Source organism: Aestuariibaculum scopimerae, assembly GCF_059428085.1.
In genome coordinates this window covers 3,519,460-3,536,774 of record NZ_CM182089.1, presented here as the reverse complement: position 1 = coordinate 3,536,774, position 17,315 = coordinate 3,519,460, and the positions used below count along the sequence as shown (strand labels likewise).

General features: G+C 33.9%; 31 protein-coding genes. 7 read left to right on the top strand and 24 right to left on the bottom strand.

The window, feature by feature from the left end; translation table 11 throughout:
• Positions 1 to 18 precede the first annotated feature (18 nt).
• The 3 genes from AC5SR4_RS15310 to AC5SR4_RS15300 form a co-directional block, all read right to left on the bottom strand.
• Positions 19 to 636, bottom strand: coding sequence for a YqaA family protein (locus AC5SR4_RS15310; RefSeq protein WP_495357152.1), 618 nt, complete (start codon positions 634 to 636; stop codon positions 19 to 21).
• A gap of 622 nt (positions 637 to 1,258) precedes the next feature.
• Positions 1,259 to 1,660 (bottom strand): hypothetical protein, encoded by a 402-nt coding sequence (locus AC5SR4_RS15305; RefSeq protein ID WP_495357151.1) that lies wholly within the window; start codon positions 1,658 to 1,660, stop codon positions 1,259 to 1,261.
• A 1-nt stretch (position 1,661) separates the two neighbouring features.
• Positions 1,662 to 1,991, bottom strand: coding sequence for a single-stranded DNA-binding protein (locus AC5SR4_RS15300; RefSeq protein ID WP_495357150.1), 330 nt, complete (start codon positions 1,989 to 1,991; stop codon positions 1,662 to 1,664).
• Positions 1,992 to 2,919: 928 nt separating this feature from the next.
• Between AC5SR4_RS15300 and AC5SR4_RS15295 the strand changes: the two genes are divergently transcribed.
• The 6 genes from AC5SR4_RS15295 to AC5SR4_RS15270 all read left to right on the top strand — a co-directional run bounded on the left by AC5SR4_RS15295 (position 2,920) and on the right by AC5SR4_RS15270 (position 5,832).
• Entirely contained in the window at positions 2,920 to 3,144 is a 225-nt protein-coding gene (locus AC5SR4_RS15295; protein WP_495357149.1) for a hypothetical protein, read from the top strand.
• Between the two features lie 106 nt (positions 3,145 to 3,250).
• Positions 3,251 to 3,523 (top strand): hypothetical protein, encoded by a 273-nt coding sequence (locus AC5SR4_RS15290; RefSeq protein WP_495357148.1) that lies wholly within the window; start codon positions 3,251 to 3,253, stop codon positions 3,521 to 3,523.
• A gap of 323 nt (positions 3,524 to 3,846) precedes the next feature.
• A complete protein-coding gene (locus AC5SR4_RS15285) occupies positions 3,847 to 4,059 on the top strand; it encodes a hypothetical protein (protein WP_495357147.1) in 213 nt (70 codons plus the stop codon).
• Positions 4,060 to 4,061: 2 nt separating this feature from the next.
• Entirely contained in the window at positions 4,062 to 4,538 is a 477-nt protein-coding gene (locus tag AC5SR4_RS15280; RefSeq protein ID WP_495357146.1) for a hypothetical protein, read from the top strand.
• On the top strand, positions 4,532 to 5,194 hold the full coding sequence (locus AC5SR4_RS15275) for a hypothetical protein (protein ID WP_495357145.1): 663 nt from the start codon (positions 4,532 to 4,534) through the stop codon (positions 5,192 to 5,194). Before AC5SR4_RS15280 ends, AC5SR4_RS15275 begins: the two co-directional genes overlap by 7 nt.
• Positions 5,191 to 5,832, top strand: a complete 642-nt coding sequence (locus tag AC5SR4_RS15270; RefSeq protein WP_495357144.1) for a hypothetical protein — start codon at positions 5,191 to 5,193, stop codon at positions 5,830 to 5,832. The genes AC5SR4_RS15275 and AC5SR4_RS15270 overlap by 4 nt, the downstream gene beginning before the upstream one ends.
• 33 nt (positions 5,833 to 5,865) lie before the next feature.
• Here AC5SR4_RS15270 and AC5SR4_RS15265 read toward each other — a convergent pair whose 3' ends face one another.
• The 9 genes from AC5SR4_RS15265 to AC5SR4_RS15225 form a co-directional block, all read right to left on the bottom strand.
• On the bottom strand, positions 5,866 to 6,198 hold the full coding sequence (locus AC5SR4_RS15265; RefSeq protein WP_495357143.1) for a hypothetical protein: 333 nt from the start codon (positions 6,196 to 6,198) through the stop codon (positions 5,866 to 5,868).
• 11 nt (positions 6,199 to 6,209) lie between these two features.
• Entirely contained in the window at positions 6,210 to 7,067 is an 858-nt protein-coding gene (locus tag AC5SR4_RS15260) for a hypothetical protein (protein ID WP_495357142.1), read from the bottom strand.
• Positions 7,068 to 7,076: 9 nt separating this feature from the next.
• Complete coding sequence (locus AC5SR4_RS15255; protein ID WP_495357141.1) at positions 7,077 to 7,322, bottom strand: hypothetical protein; 246 nt, start codon at positions 7,320 to 7,322, stop codon at positions 7,077 to 7,079.
• Between the two features lie 2 nt (positions 7,323 to 7,324).
• A complete protein-coding gene (locus AC5SR4_RS15250; RefSeq protein WP_495357140.1) occupies positions 7,325 to 7,534 on the bottom strand; it encodes a hypothetical protein in 210 nt (69 codons plus the stop codon).
• 162 nt (positions 7,535 to 7,696) lie between these two features.
• Entirely contained in the window at positions 7,697 to 8,242 is a 546-nt protein-coding gene (locus tag AC5SR4_RS15245; RefSeq protein WP_495357139.1) for a hypothetical protein, read from the bottom strand.
• The gene (locus AC5SR4_RS15240; protein ID WP_495357138.1) at positions 8,242 to 8,433 is read right to left on the bottom strand and encodes a hypothetical protein; all 192 of its coding nucleotides are present in this window, start codon (positions 8,431 to 8,433) and stop codon (positions 8,242 to 8,244) included. Before AC5SR4_RS15240 ends, AC5SR4_RS15245 begins: the two co-directional genes overlap by 1 nt.
• 10 nt (positions 8,434 to 8,443) lie before the next feature.
• Complete coding sequence (locus AC5SR4_RS15235) at positions 8,444 to 8,767, bottom strand: hypothetical protein (RefSeq protein WP_495357137.1); 324 nt, start codon at positions 8,765 to 8,767, stop codon at positions 8,444 to 8,446.
• An 11-nt stretch (positions 8,768 to 8,778) separates the two neighbouring features.
• The gene (locus AC5SR4_RS15230) at positions 8,779 to 8,910 is read right to left on the bottom strand and encodes a hypothetical protein (RefSeq protein ID WP_495357136.1); all 132 of its coding nucleotides are present in this window, start codon (positions 8,908 to 8,910) and stop codon (positions 8,779 to 8,781) included.
• Positions 8,903 to 9,139 carry a hypothetical protein gene (locus tag AC5SR4_RS15225; protein ID WP_495357135.1) on the bottom strand — a complete coding sequence of 79 codons (237 nt, stop codon included), beginning with the start codon at positions 9,137 to 9,139 and terminating at the stop codon, positions 8,903 to 8,905. Before AC5SR4_RS15225 ends, AC5SR4_RS15230 begins: the two co-directional genes overlap by 8 nt.
• Positions 9,140 to 9,157: 18 nt before the next feature.
• On the opposite strand from AC5SR4_RS15225, the gene AC5SR4_RS15220 reads away from it, so the two are divergent.
• Positions 9,158 to 9,619 (top strand): hypothetical protein, encoded by a 462-nt coding sequence (locus AC5SR4_RS15220; protein ID WP_495357134.1) that lies wholly within the window; start codon positions 9,158 to 9,160, stop codon positions 9,617 to 9,619.
• Here the strand turns inward: AC5SR4_RS15220 and AC5SR4_RS15215 are convergent.
• From AC5SR4_RS15215 to AC5SR4_RS15160, 12 genes are all read right to left on the bottom strand, one after another.
• Complete coding sequence (locus AC5SR4_RS15215) at positions 9,616 to 10,020, bottom strand: hypothetical protein (RefSeq protein ID WP_495357133.1); 405 nt, start codon at positions 10,018 to 10,020, stop codon at positions 9,616 to 9,618. The genes AC5SR4_RS15220 and AC5SR4_RS15215 overlap by 4 nt on opposite strands.
• Before the next feature lie 37 nt (positions 10,021 to 10,057).
• Entirely contained in the window at positions 10,058 to 10,306 is a 249-nt protein-coding gene (locus AC5SR4_RS15210) for a hypothetical protein (RefSeq protein WP_495357132.1), read from the bottom strand.
• A gap of 134 nt (positions 10,307 to 10,440) precedes the next feature.
• On the bottom strand, positions 10,441 to 11,211 hold the full coding sequence (locus AC5SR4_RS15205) for a hypothetical protein (RefSeq protein ID WP_495357131.1): 771 nt from the start codon (positions 11,209 to 11,211) through the stop codon (positions 10,441 to 10,443).
• Positions 11,212 to 11,231: 20 nt separating this feature from the next.
• Entirely contained in the window at positions 11,232 to 11,495 is a 264-nt protein-coding gene (locus tag AC5SR4_RS15200; protein WP_495357130.1) for a hypothetical protein, read from the bottom strand.
• 87 nt (positions 11,496 to 11,582) lie between these two features.
• Positions 11,583 to 12,380: a hypothetical protein gene (locus tag AC5SR4_RS15195; RefSeq protein WP_495357129.1), complete on the bottom strand. Its 798-nt coding sequence runs from the start codon at positions 12,378 to 12,380 to the stop codon at positions 11,583 to 11,585.
• An 8-nt stretch (positions 12,381 to 12,388) separates the two neighbouring features.
• Entirely contained in the window at positions 12,389 to 12,526 is a 138-nt protein-coding gene (locus AC5SR4_RS15190; protein WP_495357128.1) for a hypothetical protein, read from the bottom strand.
• A 91-nt stretch (positions 12,527 to 12,617) separates the two neighbouring features.
• Entirely contained in the window at positions 12,618 to 12,797 is a 180-nt protein-coding gene (locus tag AC5SR4_RS15185; RefSeq protein ID WP_495357127.1) for a hypothetical protein, read from the bottom strand.
• Positions 12,790 to 14,805, bottom strand: coding sequence for a hypothetical protein (locus AC5SR4_RS15180; protein WP_495357126.1), 2,016 nt, complete (start codon positions 14,803 to 14,805; stop codon positions 12,790 to 12,792). Before AC5SR4_RS15180 ends, AC5SR4_RS15185 begins: the two co-directional genes overlap by 8 nt.
• Positions 14,798 to 15,001: a hypothetical protein gene (locus AC5SR4_RS15175; RefSeq protein ID WP_495357125.1), complete on the bottom strand. Its 204-nt coding sequence runs from the start codon at positions 14,999 to 15,001 to the stop codon at positions 14,798 to 14,800. Before AC5SR4_RS15175 ends, AC5SR4_RS15180 begins: the two co-directional genes overlap by 8 nt.
• Positions 14,998 to 15,507 (bottom strand): hypothetical protein, encoded by a 510-nt coding sequence (locus AC5SR4_RS15170; protein WP_495357124.1) that lies wholly within the window; start codon positions 15,505 to 15,507, stop codon positions 14,998 to 15,000. Before AC5SR4_RS15170 ends, AC5SR4_RS15175 begins: the two co-directional genes overlap by 4 nt.
• Positions 15,500 to 16,054 (bottom strand): hypothetical protein, encoded by a 555-nt coding sequence (locus AC5SR4_RS15165; RefSeq protein ID WP_495357123.1) that lies wholly within the window; start codon positions 16,052 to 16,054, stop codon positions 15,500 to 15,502. The genes AC5SR4_RS15170 and AC5SR4_RS15165 overlap by 8 nt, the downstream gene beginning before the upstream one ends.
• Positions 16,055 to 16,742: 688 nt before the next feature.
• On the bottom strand, positions 16,743 to 17,030 hold the full coding sequence (locus AC5SR4_RS15160; RefSeq protein WP_495357122.1) for a hypothetical protein: 288 nt from the start codon (positions 17,028 to 17,030) through the stop codon (positions 16,743 to 16,745).
• Positions 17,031 to 17,315 lie beyond the last annotated feature (285 nt).

Here is a 17,315-nt window from a genome sequence, read left to right as displayed (position 1 = left end):
AGAGACTTTAAAACTTTTTTAAAAGACGTGGAAAATTACAAGTCCGTACAATAAAAAGCGCAATAAGCGCAAAGAGCCATAAGCCATAACATTTTTAAAGGGAAAATCTATGATGCCAGCTGCTAAGCATGAAATAGAAAAGGGTAGAGGCAATAGGGCGCCAACAACAATTAAAAAACCACCCCATTTCCTTGAATTTTTTAATTGGCTTTTCATTTTAACCTCTAAATATCTATGTATGGCAGGTGTTTTTGTGATAAACTTTCCAATATGATAAGAAAAAAGGCCCCCAATATAGGATAGAAATGCTAGAAGAGTTAGATACAGCCAAGGTGTGTACATTTTACCTGCCCATGCAATAAATATTTCTGGTGGTACAAGCCCTAGCAAAGTTTCAGAAACAAAGAAGAACACCAAAACACCATAAACAGGAAGTGTTTTGGTTAACTGCACCAAAGCAGTATTAATATCAAAATAATGATTTACTGTATAGATGGCAATAATAACCAATATGATATAAGGTATTGCCTTTTTTATAGCTTGCCAAACAAATGAATAAAATCCAGTATAACTGTAATACTGATGCAACAGTTGCAAACGAGATTTTTCTGTTTTGGTTTTTTGTTTAGGTTTCATGGATTAGGCACTAAAGTAAGAGTGCAAATATACAATATCAAAAAGGGTTTAACGTATTGAGAAATCTAATTAACATAGTTTTAGTAAAGAATTTATTATTAAATAGAAAGGTCTGCAATGTATTATTGCAGACCTAAATGTCAAATATAACTTAGTTGGTTGGTTATTTAGGTTGTTAATATAGATAATAATTTCAATAAATATTCTGCTAAAAAGCAGTTTTTTAGGGATTCTTGCTATAAATAGGACGTACTGCTTATTTTCTTAGATGAAGGGAAGGGTTTAAAATATCTATTTTACATAATATCAATTATAATACAAAAATAAAACCCTTTTAGGGTTAATTTTTGTTATTTTCAATATGTTCTAATGAATTTTGAATTAAATCATAATTGTAAACAAAATCAGTAATATGATTGTGAAATCTTAATTTACCAATATGTTCTAATTTTACATTAGAACCATCTTTAAAATTAACAATAATTGAATCAATCATTATTCACCTCGCTTTCTTTTAATTTAAGATGAATTGGAAGCCCATCTTTATTTCCACAATTTGGGCATTTTGGTTCACCAAACGGTTCTATTTTTATCCATCCACATATATTACATTGTATATTTTTCAACTTTGCACCTCACTTTCTTTTAAAGGTTTCATAAACGGTGTTATACGAATAACATACTCCTGATTTTCATCATGTTTCAATTTATCAAAATAAAATTTATTGATATCTTTTGCACAATTTAAAAACCCGTCTTTAGACTTCAAAATGAATTCACATTCATGAAAATCATAATCATTCTGTAGTTTTTGATTATGCAATATTCTTTTAGTTTGGTCATGAAGACCAACAAACTTATCTTTTAGTAAATCCAAATGAGATTGATTTTTCATTACATTTTCCTCAATGGATTTTGATATTAGAGAAATATCAAAAGATTTAAAATAAAACATAAAAATAAGAGCTATAAGAAAAACAAAATTCAAAAAACCCAATACTATTGAAATAATAATATTATCCATATCAATCCTTTTTAGTCATAAAATCAAGATTGTTCACGTTCAATGAAATTGAAACGTACACAGCGTTATTCGAATTGTTGATTCCAAAACTCGGCTCTCCGTCCACGTAAACCTTAATCCCTTTTTTTAGAACATCTAAAACTTTTTTAGGGTCTTTTTTGTAACGTTTAAAACAAGTTATCCAATCTGTTTGTTGAACATCTTCGCCCTTAGCGTTCTTATAATTTTTTGTGTGTGCAACAGAAAACATTACGGTATTGTAATCTTTGTTCTGTGTTTCTACGACTTCGGCATCCTTTCCCAGATGCCCTGTAATTTGTAAATTTTTCATTATATTTTTTAGATTTTTAGGCCTAAAAAAAATTCCGTATCCAATAAGTCAAAGAACATTCATATTTTTAACAATGTTAAGGCTTTTTTCGCAAAAAAGAAAACGGAAAATTTTAAAAATATGCAAATAACTGATTTACAGTATTTTAGTAAAATAATACTTAAAAAAGCTAAATCGTTGATTTTCAGCATATTAATTTTGAACGGGTCAAAAAAAGTTAATTATCTGATTTTAAGAGTTTTAAGCCTAAAAAAGTTTCGATATGGAAACCTAGGAGAACATGTTATATAGGGCGTTCTCCTACCCTCTCAAATCAGTCCATGAATCCCATCCAAAATAAAGGGATTTTTTTCCTCATGGCATTTTAAGCACATTTAAGAAACTTAAAAGAGCTTTGACGCGCTATGCACTATATCTTCCGCAAAAGTGCAAAAGGATGCCGTTTCTATCGCTAATGCAACATAATGCAGTTGTCATTTTCTGGCCATTCCGCGGCCAAGAAAAACAACAGCATTCAAAAGAAAGCGGAAGTGTCTCACGTTGCGTGCGCAACTCGCTTCGCTCCAACGGAACATTTTATTTTTTGCGCTAATCCTGTCGGATTGCTGTAACGCAAACAGCGGGGGAACGCCCCGCTGCTTACGCACAAAAAATCAAATTGGGGACAAGCCCTAAAGAGGTTATGCTTTTTCGACAGCAAACCTAAAACACCTATCCAAAAATTTCAGCATAAACTGTGCATTCCACGAAAAAGCTACGCGCTAATGCGCTTGTTTTTCTGTGGCTGCAAAGCTATATGAAATTATTTGGTCCGCTCCGCATAGGTGTTTTTTAACGGTAGCATCGAAAAAGCATAACCTCTTTATTGGGGCTTTTTTGATACGAAAAAGTTGGGTCGTATCGACCCTTTTAAAAATAAATATAACTCATGAAAACATTAAAAACATTTATCAAACAAATTGAAGAACATACAGGTGATTCATTTGACATCAAAAGAAAAAGACACTCATTTTTGTTAAATGCAAAAATAGAAGATGCTATCAACGAGGAAAAAAGAAAACTAAACTTGATTAAACAAGCTATTTCTTCAAAAGATGGCGAAAACAGTATTTACAATTCAAGAAAAGAATACACTAGAAACAGATTTAAATAATAATCATGGACAAAAAGACCCAAAACAAAGGCGAAGCCCTGCTTATGACAATTACAATAATAATCGTGATTGCAGTAATCACAGCTAACATCTTACACTTTGACATATGGAACCAATTGTAAAAAAGGAACTGGAAAGGAATTCCCATTTCCACACACAGGACAACATCAATGTTACATACAGGGTAATCAACAAAGATACTTCTGTATTCACATCCGAAACCAGAGCAAAGGCTTATGCCAAGAGCAAAAGAAGCTATTCGTACAAACTGTACGTCATCAGAAAGGACAAGAAAAAAAGAGACATGCCCCCTGTTTTCTCAAAAGTGAAAAGCAGGACCATATTCAAGGCTAGGCTTAGACCAACGCCATTGAAATAAAGGAAAATATACAGAACTGTATCAAATTATTAAATACTAAAACAATAAATAACATGAATCACATTTGGATAAATAATAAATGTAAAAGATGTGGATGTGAAAGGGATAAAACTTATTACGGGTATAACTATTACAGAAGCGGGATAATATTTGGGATTAATAAAAGGCCTGATTGTATAGATTGGGATTTAGAGAATAATAAACAAATTGATTAAAAATGAAAATATGTACATATGCTACAATAACTATCAAATAACACTCTTCGACATTATCGAGGATGTGGAAACACGAAACTTAAACGTAGAATTTGAAACCATAGAAACATGATAAGCTATACAGACATCAATCGGGAGTTTCTAATTCGTGTAAAAGACATTTACACAAATGAAACATCATTGCACTCGGCAAGGACATATGCCCTGCTCGTTGGGTCAAAGACCGCAAATAAGCACTTTGAGGAAGCTTACAACAAAGGTGAGGACATTACCACCTTTAAATTAAGAAGAGGGCTAGAAATCAATTTTATATCAAAATAGCGATGAAAAAATTACTGATATTATTCAACTTAATCACCTTTACATTGGTGGCACAGGATGTGCGGACAACAAGCAGCATCTTCTTTGACCCAAACGCAACCTTGAAAGATGGTTTCAATATTGGTTTCAATATTGATTACCAACGTGAAACCATGTACAACAAAGCGACTGTTTTTTATTTTCCAGACCTTAGGGGTCGCACATACCTAGAACTTACAGGTACGGTATTGGGGTTCAATAAACATCTTGGATATTTTAAAACCGACAGGATAAGTGCAGGTTTTAAAATAGGTACAATCTATAGAAGCAACAACGGCTTTTTTGGTACGGTTGGGGGTGAAATACAGTACGAACATTATTTCGGAAAATTTTTTATAGGTGGCATTGTTTCGTATGATTACAGAAGTGATGCAATCATATGGGGCTGTGAGCCGTACTGGAGAAAAAGCGGGTTTATTAAAATTGGTTACACTTGGTAGGTTACGCAGGAAATAAAAATATACCTGGGGTTATAGAATTTTTAATAAACAGAATCCCAAAAAGTAACAGATACTTTTCGCTTTTTATGGGTGGAGCTGGGCTAGAGAATTCTGTATATACTCAAGATATCTATTTTACATGCGCTGAAAAAAACAAGTCCCTTTGGAAAAACTACACTAAAGGCTTTATATATGAGTGTTACAAGGACCTTATAGAAGATAATGTATTTACTGAAGATGATTACATTTTCGCAGATCCCCCATACTTATTTTCTACTAGGCGAAAAAGAACCAAATACTACGAACACGAATTTTTTCATGAAGATCATATAGAATTTTTAAACTATATGATATCATGCCCCGCTAAAATAAGCATCACACACCCAAGATGCGAACTGTACGATGAAAAACTAAAGGACTGGAGTATAGAAGAATTTGAATATATGACCAGGGGTGGAATTTTCAAGGATGCATTATATACAAATTTTAGTACTGCAGATATAGAACTAATGAACTATAATGCCCTTGGTAATGATTTTATAGAAAGACAGGCCATAAAAAGGCAGCGGGCCAATATAGTCAAAAAGTTCTATGAAATGGATACACAAAGAAGGTACGCTATTATAAAGGCACTAAGAAAAGAAAACCTAATATGATAAATATTGAACTTTATAGCGGTTCAAGTGGTTTTACAAAAATATCCAGGTCTTTAGGCATGGAATGTATATCCGTAGATATAAGAAGAAGAAAAGGGATATGTGAACCTCATTTAAAAATGGATATTCTAAAAGTGCGCAGCTCTTTCTTTAAAAGTACCAGGCCCTTTGTTATGTGGATTGGGCTACCATGTGACATATGGAGCAATGCTAGTGGTGGTTTCCATTTAGATAAACATTTCAACCCAAAAACAGAAAAAGCAAAAGAACACCTTAAAATACTATACAAAACATTTTCTATAATAGAAAAAAGTATGCCAGAGTTTTGGGTTATAGAAAATCCCAGAGGAAAACTAATAAAGTATCCAGGACTAAAAGAATTTTTGCAAAAAAACAACGGGCACATCTTTGAATGCACACTATCAAGTTATGGGTTTCCAACAACCAAACCGACGAACATAATAACAAACTTCAAAAACCTAAAACTTAAAGAGCTTGATAGTTTCGGCAGAGGCGCAAAAATTAAAGTACCTGGTACTTTTAATAACATGACGAAAACACAAAGACAAAAAACTCCGGAACTTCTATACAAAAACGTATTGGAACAGATAATTGAATCGAAAAAGCCACTTTTTTAAAGTGGCCTTACCATAAAAAAACATAAATATACTTTAGCGTATATTTATTTCAAATCCCCTAAACTGTCCGTTAGGGGAATCGATGTCTGCATCGGCAGCATCCTTAAACTGTACACTCGAAAAACATTCAATTATCTGTGTGTTTTCATCAATGGTCAATATTTCACTATCATCTTCATTTTTCAATATGGCCTTGGCCACATCAGTACCAACGGTCAAAACACCAAAATAATACTGTTTTGGCACATTGGTCTTTAACTCATCAAGGTCCGTTACCAAGATTGGCTTATGTTCAACCCGATCGGGTTTCTTTAAATCCTTTAAAGATTCTATTGCCTGTTTTACACTATCTAAAGTAAATTCCATATATAAATAATTTAATCGAGTTCTATGTACTTAATCTTTTCAATATCCCAAAAATACTTAACATTAAACTTGGGCATTACATTGTTCGTGAATTCAGTATTTGCAAAAGTGTACTTGAGCACATCATTTGCATAGAATTTCATGACATTGGTGGCCACATCAAAATCCAAACGACAAAAAACAGTTGTTTGATATGGTTCAAATGTAAGATTCAATAAATTAGTGGCATCCTTAAATATCTTTATGAACTTATTACCACTACCTGCATAGCCAAACTGAAACTTATAATCAACAACAGCCGTAGCATCATGAAGTACAACATTGTTTTGATTCACAAAACCACTTGCAGTAGCCAAAGGAGACCAAACTATATCAAAGAGCATCCTAAAATCCAAACCAACATCAAAAGTCTTATTCCATTCAGTTGAACCCAAAGACTCATTTACCTTAATCCTCAAATCATCATCCTGGATAGTTATATCACCTGTAGTATTAATGTAATCAGCAGTCAAAGGTTGATACACATCACCAAGAACTATCAATAACTGGTCCACAAATACAGACTCGGAACCATTGTTAAGAGTAATATCAAACGAACCCTCAGCTGCACCATTCAAACAAGCAACCTGCACCTCTGTTGAATCTATGAATACAAAGCCATTTACTGTCTGGCCCTCAAAGGTCACGGTCATATCAGGTGTAAAAAAAGCACCATACAAGGTATAATTGGTCTGTACTGACGGCCTTGAATTGTCTGGAACAACCTCACGTAAATAAGGCGGTGGAAAACCACCAACATTATTATCACTAAAGTACTGTTGTATAATGTTGTAAATATTCGTTACGCCACGCCTTGTATATACCTGCATATCTATAAACTATTTAGAATTAACGTCCTTATCATGGTCTTTCGCAAACAAAAAACCAATACCTACAACAAGCTCTATTATGCCCGAAACCTCGTTTATCACAGAATTTGCGGAATCTATTACTACGGGCACACCATCAATAATGGCCGTTTGTTGCTCAAGGTTCACCCAACCTAAAGCGGTCGCAACCGATAGCAATAGCGTCACTATCCCTACTACGGTCGTCTTGATGTTTTCTGATATCGTTTTTATCATAACTATTTTAAATTAATTGTTCGTTTCAAAATCTCATCCCTCAATTGTTTCAAAGCTGCCTTTTCCTCGTCAGTAAAGCCATCCTTTTTAAACTCACGCTTAAGTTCCTTATAGGTCTTCTTGACAATGCGCAAACTCCTGTACGGATTGCTTTCTGTATTGGAGTTCAAAAAGCCCAAAAGGCTTGTTATTAAAGAAAGGATGTCTTTCATTTTTTTGGTTTTGGTGGTTTTGTGAAAAGCTTTTTCACCAAATAAACGATAGTGAGCAATCCTATTATTATCTGGATGGTCCAGTGTATCGTATCTAAATTGTTTACATAAATCGCTGAAACGGCTAGGCCGAACGTCTTGAATATATCCATATAACTACTATCAAAAAAAGCGTGAACAGTGAGGACACCGCAACGATTTTTTTTTTAATCCATCCCTAAAATCGGCAGGTACACGTTCCAGAAGCTTTGCCTCTATCTCCCCCACCGTTATCATTAAATCCTTGTTCAAATCAAAATACGGGTTAGCCCTGGCAACACGCTCGGCAGGTAAGTCCGAAGTTTTCAATACATAATCACTGGGTTTCCCAAGCGCTGCGGGAAACAGGGTCGCTATGTATAAATCTACATAGCTCTTAATCCTATCCTTATAAATAACATAGTATTTATAAACATAGTCCAATTGATCGATTTCGTCCATTTGGCCAAGTTCAAACTGCGTGGTTCCCATCCGTTCGGCAGCTTCAGGGCCAAACTGTATAAGGCCCACGTAACCTAAAGAATTGGTAATCTGCGCATCAAACGTGCCGGCTGTCTCCAATTCAATAACGGCCATCAACCAGTTAACCGGTACGGCCAATTTATCGGCCACAACCTGTGCCTTTTCCAAAAACTGTGGGGTTACCCTGTCCTCAAATAATATTGCCATTAATCCTCTTTTTTTGGCATTTGGTAAACAACCTTTTTTTGACCATTTTTACAAAGCCAAGTAACAGTTCCATGATTACCAACATGGTGCTTAGCTTTTTCCAAATCATTGTACTTTACATCAGCGCTCTTGTAATTGGGTAAATTCTTTACCCTGTTCGCTATATAAACTGGTTTTGCTTTTTTTGACATGATTTTAAATTTATCTTAATACCCTTTGAGATGTTAATTTGCAATAAAGCTTACCATTGCTCTTTCTTTTAACATAAAGAACCATAGTTTTATACTTTCTTTTAAATTTCATCAACTTACCTCCATTTCTTGTCTTACGAATAGAAATTGGCTGACCTTTTATTCCAAAAGCTCTTAACGGGTCTCCATAACTAGGAAGAGTTTTTTCAATAATATCCATGACAAAACCTTTGCCATTAGATTTTCTACCAATAACCTTCTTTATACTGGTATTCTTTTTCGAACCTAATTTTATTAAATTGTTATTCTTGGTTCTAGCTGTAAAATTCCACATACTAATATGATTTATAAATTATTATCTATTATAGCCTTATTATAACCTTTTACAAAGGCATCACACTCCTTCTTAGTTTTAAAAGCCTTCTGTTTCAATACCCAATAATTGGCTACATATTTCTTTTTTCTTTTTTTACTCATTTTGATTGTTTAAAAAATTACTCTTCAAATACCTTTCATGTTTTTGCTTAATTATTCTATACTCTTTTTTATACTGACAATAGAAATAAAAAATTAATCCAACAGTTAAAAATGGAACTAGAAAAATTAATAAAACAATAATCAAAGGAGATAAAAGAAATATCAAAAACATTGCTTTATTACTTAATGCAACCCCCTTTGTAATTTTTTTCTTAATTTCGTTTTCCAATTATTATATTTTTTATAAATGATAGATAAAATAGTTAACCATATCATCGGTGATCAATTTGAATTGTTCTGTTACCTAAACATTTTTAAAAATTTTGAGATTATAGAAAAAACTCATAGTTATTCTAAACATTATAGTTTTATTCGCTCAAACCTGAATCCAGACTTTAAATTCTACTGTAAAGAATCAAACAAGTTTTTTTGGATTGAATGCAAATTCAAAGGAATTGACAGTTTTCTATATGATAATGATTATGTAGAAATTACAGAAAGTCAATACAAAAGATATAAAAAACTTAAAAACGTGTTTTATATAGTTGGTGTAGACATTGTTCCAACACATGTAGAAGACCTTTACTTACTACCATTTAGCGAACTAAGAAATAATAAAATAAGCAAATCAAGTCTGAAAAAATTCAAAATTGAAAAGGTAAATCAAATCAAAAATTTCAATGAACTTCTAAAATTAACATCCAATTAAAAGATGTTAATCTGCGGGTAATTATCCCTAATATATTTTACCTCTTTATCATTCAACTCATACCGCATCATCTCAATGAGGTTAATTTTATGCACAACTATTCCAGAGGCGCTGCCAAAATCCTTACTGTATTTTCTTAAACCAAAAACCTTGTAAACAAGATTAAAATCATCTTGGTTTTTCAATAAGGACAACTGGTAATAAATAGTCTCTTCATCCGTAGCAGGAAAACCAAATTGCGTATAATTCGCCAAGGCATCATACAACGAATTAGCAATTGCACGTGCTTGCGAATCGGTCAATGTTGCACCACCTATGCTTAAACCATCATCTAGTGTTGTACCTGGCAATGGTTGATCATTATCGCCAGAAGCCCCCCTAAACTTTGAAAGAACATACATTCCAAACAGGAAAATAAATATCTCTCTAAAATACTTTCTAAGGAAAACCATAATAATTTCTAACTAATTCGGGATCCTGCTCAAACGCTCGCTCCGTATATTCATTAAAATCATAACCAGTATCGGGCAATGCATCTGGTATATTTATGCTGTTATCAATATCTGCAGTATCATCACTACCGTCTATAACCTTGCCCCCTTGTTCTTCGCAAGAACAATCACCTTTTTTGTTGAACAACAAAAAAAGCAACACAATAATGATTATGTTCTGTTTACTGGACAGCATATCAATATCTTTTTCTACGGGTTCTTCTTTGTCTACGACGAGAAACAGGTTTTCTACGTCTACTTTTACGTTTTTTTGGCTTTGGTTTTACCAAATCGCCCAATGTTCTAGTTAAATCATCTAATATTCTCATCTTAAAAAACTTTAAAAATTTTACCTAATACGGCAGACACTATAATACCCAATACCCAACTGCCTGAACCTGCCTGGTTTATCTTTGGGGTATCTCCCAATTGATTTGACGCCGATGCCTGTTCGGCTAAACTGTAAATCTTATCAATATCAATAATCCAGTACTCATACTTCAATGGACCGTCTTGATGTAAATACGGGTCATCACCACCTGCCAACATCGAAGCAAGTTCTGAATCGTCGGCAGTTGCCTGTACCGTCTTGGTAACAAGTCCAGCAGATTTTAACTGCGCTACAATTTTATCCAAGGTTTCTCTTTTTAAATCAGAATACATCTGTATATTCTGTTTTGCAGCCTCTATACTTGAATTGGCCTTAAAATGCCTTGCAAGCTTATGTTTGTAAAGCGCTATACCATGCGCCAGTATCTTAGATGCCTGTTTTAAGTTGTCCTGCAAAGTGTCAGGACTATAATCGGTAAGCAAGGAAGCAATAGCAGGCCTAATCGTACCTTGAAAAAATTGCATCGACTTCTCTGGGTTGGTACTTGCACCCCACGAGTTAAGGCCATAGGTCAAAACATTTGAAATGTTATCGACCAATCCAATATCAAAAACCGAATCCAAAATGCCAACACCAGTTCCAACCAAAGAACCACTTATGCCCGTACTACCAGTAGTACTGGTAAACATAAGTTCTGGTGAACTAATGCCATCGGTAGTCAATAAAGAACCGCCATAAGGCGAAAGTTGATTAACGGATGTTATCTCCATAGCTTAAAAAAATTATATTGTTAAAAATCGTCTCCCTCAACATCAGGAGACATCATGCTTTTTACCTCTCTTACAGCAAAATAGTACAAGAAAGGGGTTGCAAGTCTAAATAATGGACCTTGGTGCAATTTCCAATACAACCTACCTAATTGGTCTTCACTGTCCTCAGTTGCCTTTTCTGTTTCCCATTTCTTTACATCATTGTGCAAAGTTTGATATTCCGCACCATCTGAAGTGAGGTTAAAATGCCTGATGAGTTTTAATATTACGCTAAATAAATTCATGTTTTTTCAAGTTTGATGTTTAAAAAAATGCCGTACCGAACAAGCGATACGGCATTTAAAAAATATAATTACTAAAAAATTGAAGACTTAAACTACTACACGTTGCAACATCATGATTCTAGCTGATGCTAACACGGCCTTATTATACTTGGCCCGGTACTTGGCAAACATCAAGGGATGACCAAGGTAAACCACTAAATCCTGTATCGCCGTTTCAGGATTCAATTGTAACATTTCAAGATTTTCCTGTATCAACAAATTTTCACTCGCATCCTTAGAAAAATTTTGAGCCTCAATAATAATACCGTTGGTTGGCTTGGCCTCGGCACTTGCAAAATAATCGGCAGCAAGGTCATGAACCAATACGGCCTTAACAATGTTAGAGCCTATCGTTTCATTTATCTGGTCACTACCACCTGCATATGTATGCGACCGCAACACAGTAATATGTGGATTACTGGTCTTCATCGCAGGAACGGTCTCGATGGAAATCTCTGATTTTGTAGCATCTAAAAGGGTAAATGCAGCAACTGGCGCTTTCATTTCCACACAAAGCTCATCGCCCTTATGTAAATTCAGGTCACCATTGAAAGGTATCTTTACCAAATAACCCGCATCCCTTGCAGTTATAGATAGGTCATAACGGGTAGTGCCACCATGATACCCCCTTAAAGCGTAATCAAAATAATCGTTAACGATGTCAACGGGCTTTTGGCTACCTTTTCGCTTAAGGGTAATCTGTAAAGGGATTACGTTCAAGTCTTTTATTGCTGCGACGGTAACACCATCGGCTTGCAACGCCTTGAAATCTATCAAAATACCGCTAATGTTCTCTTCCGTAATCTTTACTACTTGCCCCGAATTAAACTGTATAATCTGCTTCATTGTAAGTACTATTTAATTAGGTTAGCAATAAAGGGCACTTTGGCAGCCCACTCTTTTACTTTTTCCTGATGGTTGATAGCCAAAATAGCAGTTCCTACCAGAACCAGTATTGTTACAAACCAACCTCTTTTTTTTGTCCGACTCATTGCCATATCAAAATGATTTAAAATTTAATTTTCGCTCTAAGCAAAATTAATTTCAGAAAGAGGGGTTTATTAAAATGTAAACAAGAATTTTTTAAAGCTTGGTTATCATATGCACATGTTTCACCCTGTTTTCAAGGTCTTCAAAGCGTTTTTGATTTCTTAACAATAAATCAATAACCTGCCAATTGTTTACAAAATCACTGTTTTCTTTCAATTGTTGCAATTGTAGAAACTGTCTTTCTTTAACTCTAATAAGTTTATCTTTAGCCATATCGTTTTTGTTTTTCCGTTCTAAATAAATTGTTCAAATATGCCTCACCCGATGTTTTAAAATAATACTCACGATATGATATATCCGCAACAACATCGGTCTCCATTTCCAAAGTGTTCTCGAAAATTTCGAACTGGTGCAAATCCTTTTTTAATTTCGAGAAAGCACTTGGTTTAATCTGTAAATCGTTCCTTATTTCCTTTAATGATTTGCCCTTTTGAAGTTCTGCATAAACCTGCATTATGCGCGTAGGATGCACGGTCTTAAAACCCTTTTCTATTTTCTGTTTTTGCGTCAAAAGTTCAGAAGCACGGGTTATGAGGCGTTTGCCCTTTAGTATATGTCTACCGTGTATATCAACGGTCAAGAAATGATTATCCCTATCATAATTGTTTTTTCTTTCAATGGCCTTATTATTGTACTCGGTAATCTTTGCCAAGGTGGTATCATAATTATCCAGTTTTTTGGGCTGAAAGCTTTTTACTATCCTAAAAAAGCCATCAAAGCAGACCTGTAAAAATTCATTGTCAAAAATGCCAACATCCTTTTCAGATAAGAGCGTGTACTTATAAAACCTTGCATTGATATCATATTTTCTGTTAAGGGAATTATGCTGCATATTTGAACGCTTGCACCAAGATTTCAAAGCGGTATTTTCAGATAATACCAAACCAATATGGCGCTTATAAAATTTGTCCATCATTTTATGGTCCCTGTTTTGCCATTTGGTCAATACTGGTTTATTAGGGTCCTTCGATTGGTTCACGGAATGCACAAAATCATAATTATCCTTTAAATTCCTAAAAACAGGGCAATCCTTTCTAAAGACCTTTTTCTTATAGTGATATGAAAAATATTCACCCCTTAAAGAAACTTCATAACGCAATACCTTGTCCATTTCCTCTTTTAAAAAATGCACCTTGAAAGGCTGCAATTTTTTAATCAACCTGGCACTTTCATTCGCTTTCTTTCTAACAATATCATTGTTTATCTCAATCTTTTTGCCCTTGATCTGATTATCAAAAAGACCCATGACATAATCCTTATTCTTTAATTTTTCCTTTATCGATTTGTAACTCTCGAACGATATTTCATCATTGTTAAACCTGTCGCCCAATCTTTTGAAATAATCATCCAAAAAAGCCCTGTTAAAGTCCTGGTGCTTTTTCAAATCCCCAAACTGTGACGAAACATATTCTGAGCCTTTATGGTAAATCTTGAAAAAAGCACCGTTCTGCGTAAAATAATTTAAGGATGTTTCATACTCCCTAAACTTATTATTGGTCCTTATCTCCTTGACCTTAGCCAATTTCATTTGGTGGTTTAGGTACATGAGCGCCTCCTCCCTGCTCTTAAAATGCTGGTTCCAACAAAGGTCTATACGCCTCAATTCTATATAATGAAGATTTGGTAGGGCGTCCAAATGGAACATATGTGCAATATCCGTTATAAACCTATTGATGAACTTCATCAAGCGTTTATAAATGTATTTCCGCTGCACCTTAATGCTATCGGGATTAGACATTTCAATGTACCTATTGCTCAATGTTTGCGGTACAAACTCGGCAAGGGAATTATCGTAAAGATATTTTGGAATACTAACATTAAAGTCAATAAAGCCACCATTTTCATTAATATTAAAAACAACGGCAGCCAAAGAACTCGGGCTATTGAACTTTCCATTAATCCTCATGACCATTTCGCGAACTTCCGTTTCATCCACAAAGCGCATTACCTGCCTAATATTTGAATAGCCAGTTTTTTTCATTGAATTTTCATGGTGCAAAAAATCGCTCTCATCCATAACCTCGGTAGAAGTAGTTTCTTTGGTAACTATCTTGACCATATTGAAAAACTTGCCCTTGTACTTCAACATCTTTTTGTAAAGCTGATGATGTTCATCAACCACAAAAATGCTTGAAGCTTCATTCTGTGCCTGTATTTCGCTTAATGTATCTGTTTTTTTTGCTAATATTCCATGAAATCTTAAATGTATTGTATCAATCAAGATTCAATGGTTTTTTAGATTTTAAATAAAATTCAAAAGCGTCAATTAAATTTTTATCATGTTCCAAAAGCCTAAAATCCTTGTCATTCTCAAATCTATGGTTCATATTATTGATAATGACCTTAGATTGCTCAACATTCCTTTTCAATTTGGACGAAATAGAGAACCACATTAAATCAGTCAAATACTCAATCATATACTTTTCTTTAACCGTTCTAGTTCCTGTTCTGTATATGGGCGATGCGCTTCCCTGTTCCAGTTCGATGGATGACAATAATTTTTGGAAATAGCGGGCTTTTTCGATAAAAGGGATTTGGTCAAATCCTCTGGTAAAAGCGATTGAAATTTGTTCATGGCCTTAATATTTCCCTTATCGGTAAATACCATGACATCAACCAAAGTATCTTTATCGATAAAAGTAAAAAGCTTGCCATCCCCTCCCCTTTTTTTGTACTGATTCTTGATTATCGAATAAAAAAGCTTTGCATCACAATTCTTGGCCAAATATGTCTGCGCATCTGTCAAATCAGATATTTTACAGGTGTCTTTAGACACCAAATACTTTACACAAACAATTTCCTTGCTTGACCACTCAATAAAAGTAAATTGTTGGCCTATTTCGTAATAACTTCGCATCGGCAGTATCAAAAGAAACGTGTCCTGAAAATGCACGGGATATGTAACTAGTTCTATTTTATGCATTATCCCTTTCTTTTAATTTCTTGTTTATGAACCTAAGATTGTCCTTAGTATAATCCCTGCTTAAGTCTAAGCTGCGTTTCTCGTTCTCAAAATTGGATTGAAAATTCAGAACCATCTTTAAATAACTTTCAGATTGGTTTTTCAAAGAATAGTTTTTATGGGTATGCGAGAAAGCCTTGAGCAATTGTAAAATGTCAATACACGCATAAATGCATTGGTTCATTTTTGAGAAAACTATCGAGTTTTGACAACCGCCTATGTTATCAAACATCCAATTAAAGCTTTTATTGAAGTGTTCAAACTGTTGGCATACAAACGCAACATCCCTATCGGAAAGATCAAAATAAAAGGTACGGTAGAGTGTATAGATTTGAGCGTTATAGGAATTCAATATCCTTACGTTATCCAAAATGACCCTTTTATAGGTCGATACATATTTTTTTAAAAAAGTCTTTGAATGATGTTTTAAAAATTCCTTGTTACCAAGGTATATGTAATGTTTCTCATGATACTCTGATAAGGAAATTTCAATTTTAAGTTGTTTCATTTTTTATCAATTTTAGTAAAAAATGTCTTCAACTTATTGAAAGAAAAGCGATTTAGAAATACTTTTCGTTGTACGGAAAATTTTTAGGCGGTATGCGTTAATATTAAATTAAAAATCCCAATAATAGGGGTTTTTAATGTGACCAGACGGTCTATTTTAAGTTCAAAGACTTTCTTTGAACTTTTTAGGTGTAATTACACTTTTTTGCTCTGAACCCAAGTAAAATAAGGATTTTAGTTTAACAATAATATCAATTATAGTGCATTTTGCAACAATTAGCGAAATAGCGCTTTTGGGCGATATTTGACATAATTGAAGATATAATGTCTTTAGACTTATATCGATAGTAATTATGTCAAGCTAATTGTGGCTTCGTAGTTGTATTTAAAACTGTGTAGCTATAATTCTCTTCGTATAATTTTAATATTCTGTACAATCATCAATCAATTTTTAAATACGCGAGTATTCACAAGGTTAATATTTTTTTAGATGACTCATGAATGCAAAAAAGCATTTCTCAAGAAGCATCATAATTCTATTTCTTTACGAGATTCTCGTGGATTGCCACAAGAGTATAAAATTTATGTAGAACTTTTTCCTAATATATAATATACAAATTATGGGATTTGTGTTACTCAAATTTTGATTTTTTTTTGAATTTTATAGTTTTATTTGGGCAATCGATTCTTTATAAATGGTAGTTGAGTCCCTCTTCTAAATTCGAAGTGAACCAATCATCATCTTTCGTTTTGAGTTCTTTCAGGGTTCTTTCACGGACTTCATCCCATAAATCCAAATATTGGTCCAGGTCTTTAACTTGTTGGGTAATTCTATCTTTTAAATCTTCTAACATGTAGACCATTATTCCAATCTTTGGCGAATAGCCCTGAACTGATTTCAGCTCCCCTTGAGCGTTCAACAGGATTATTGGTAGTAATAGCAATAAAGATGTGATTTTTGTTTTCAGTGATTTCATAGTATCGTGTTCAAATTAATATATTGATATGGAAAGATATTCAAAGTTACTATTTATGACCATCCATTATTTTGCAGAAGGTAATTAATTAAATAAAAATATCTATAATTATAAGGCCCTTTACAGGATTTTAACATTGTACAGATCCGTTCTCTATCCCATCCCTTTCCATACACATTCCCACTTTGCTCCTATCGTCGCTTCGGGCAAAGAGTATTCCATTACATTTTTTAAGAAACTTTTGGGATTCAAATTTTTTCAAGAAACTGTAGTAACAACTTTCGC

Bases quoted from the DNA above. Each gene is read 5' to 3' on its own strand.
- AC5SR4_RS15310 (WP_495357152.1), bottom strand. From the start codon at position 636: ATGAAACCTAAACAAAAAACCAAAACAGAAAAATCTCGTTTGCAACTG.
- AC5SR4_RS15305 (WP_495357151.1), bottom strand. From the start codon at position 1,660: ATGGATAATATTATTATTTCAATAGTATTGGGTTTTTTGAATTTTGTT.
- AC5SR4_RS15300 (WP_495357150.1), bottom strand. From the start codon at position 1,991: ATGAAAAATTTACAAATTACAGGGCATCTGGGAAAGGATGCCGAAGTC.
- AC5SR4_RS15295 (WP_495357149.1), top strand. From the start codon at position 2,920: ATGAAAACATTAAAAACATTTATCAAACAAATTGAAGAACATACAGGT.
- AC5SR4_RS15290 (WP_495357148.1), top strand. From the start codon at position 3,251: ATGGAACCAATTGTAAAAAAGGAACTGGAAAGGAATTCCCATTTCCAC.
- AC5SR4_RS15285 (WP_495357147.1), top strand. From the start codon at position 3,847: ATGATAAGCTATACAGACATCAATCGGGAGTTTCTAATTCGTGTAAAA.
- AC5SR4_RS15280 (WP_495357146.1), top strand. From the start codon at position 4,062: ATGAAAAAATTACTGATATTATTCAACTTAATCACCTTTACATTGGTG.
- AC5SR4_RS15270 (WP_495357144.1), top strand. From the start codon at position 5,191: ATGATAAATATTGAACTTTATAGCGGTTCAAGTGGTTTTACAAAAATA.
- AC5SR4_RS15265 (WP_495357143.1), bottom strand. From the start codon at position 6,198: ATGGAATTTACTTTAGATAGTGTAAAACAGGCAATAGAATCTTTAAAG.
- AC5SR4_RS15260 (WP_495357142.1), bottom strand. From the start codon at position 7,067: ATGCAGGTATATACAAGGCGTGGCGTAACGAATATTTACAACATTATA.
- AC5SR4_RS15255 (WP_495357141.1), bottom strand. From the start codon at position 7,322: ATGATAAAAACGATATCAGAAAACATCAAGACGACCGTAGTAGGGATA.
- AC5SR4_RS15250 (WP_495357140.1), bottom strand. From the start codon at position 7,534: ATGAAAGACATCCTTTCTTTAATAACAAGCCTTTTGGGCTTTTTGAAC.
- AC5SR4_RS15245 (WP_495357139.1), bottom strand. From the start codon at position 8,242: ATGGCAATATTATTTGAGGACAGGGTAACCCCACAGTTTTTGGAAAAG.
- AC5SR4_RS15240 (WP_495357138.1), bottom strand. From the start codon at position 8,433: ATGTCAAAAAAAGCAAAACCAGTTTATATAGCGAACAGGGTAAAGAAT.
- AC5SR4_RS15235 (WP_495357137.1), bottom strand. From the start codon at position 8,767: ATGTGGAATTTTACAGCTAGAACCAAGAATAACAATTTAATAAAATTA.
- AC5SR4_RS15230 (WP_495357136.1), bottom strand. From the start codon at position 8,910: ATGAGTAAAAAAAGAAAAAAGAAATATGTAGCCAATTATTGGGTATTG.
- AC5SR4_RS15220 (WP_495357134.1), top strand. From the start codon at position 9,158: ATGATAGATAAAATAGTTAACCATATCATCGGTGATCAATTTGAATTG.
- AC5SR4_RS15215 (WP_495357133.1), bottom strand. From the start codon at position 10,020: ATGTATGTTCTTTCAAAGTTTAGGGGGGCTTCTGGCGATAATGATCAA.
- AC5SR4_RS15210 (WP_495357132.1), bottom strand. From the start codon at position 10,306: ATGCTGTCCAGTAAACAGAACATAATCATTATTGTGTTGCTTTTTTTG.
- AC5SR4_RS15205 (WP_495357131.1), bottom strand. From the start codon at position 11,211: ATGGAGATAACATCCGTTAATCAACTTTCGCCTTATGGCGGTTCTTTA.
- AC5SR4_RS15200 (WP_495357130.1), bottom strand. From the start codon at position 11,495: ATGAATTTATTTAGCGTAATATTAAAACTCATCAGGCATTTTAACCTC.
- AC5SR4_RS15195 (WP_495357129.1), bottom strand. From the start codon at position 12,380: ATGAAGCAGATTATACAGTTTAATTCGGGGCAAGTAGTAAAGATTACG.
- AC5SR4_RS15190 (WP_495357128.1), bottom strand. From the start codon at position 12,526: ATGAGTCGGACAAAAAAAAGAGGTTGGTTTGTAACAATACTGGTTCTG.
- AC5SR4_RS15185 (WP_495357127.1), bottom strand. From the start codon at position 12,797: ATGGCTAAAGATAAACTTATTAGAGTTAAAGAAAGACAGTTTCTACAA.
- AC5SR4_RS15175 (WP_495357125.1), bottom strand. From the start codon at position 15,001: ATGATTGAGTATTTGACTGATTTAATGTGGTTCTCTATTTCGTCCAAA.
- AC5SR4_RS15170 (WP_495357124.1), bottom strand. From the start codon at position 15,507: ATGCATAAAATAGAACTAGTTACATATCCCGTGCATTTTCAGGACACG.
- AC5SR4_RS15165 (WP_495357123.1), bottom strand. From the start codon at position 16,054: ATGAAACAACTTAAAATTGAAATTTCCTTATCAGAGTATCATGAGAAA.
- AC5SR4_RS15160 (WP_495357122.1), bottom strand. From the start codon at position 17,030: ATGAAATCACTGAAAACAAAAATCACATCTTTATTGCTATTACTACCA.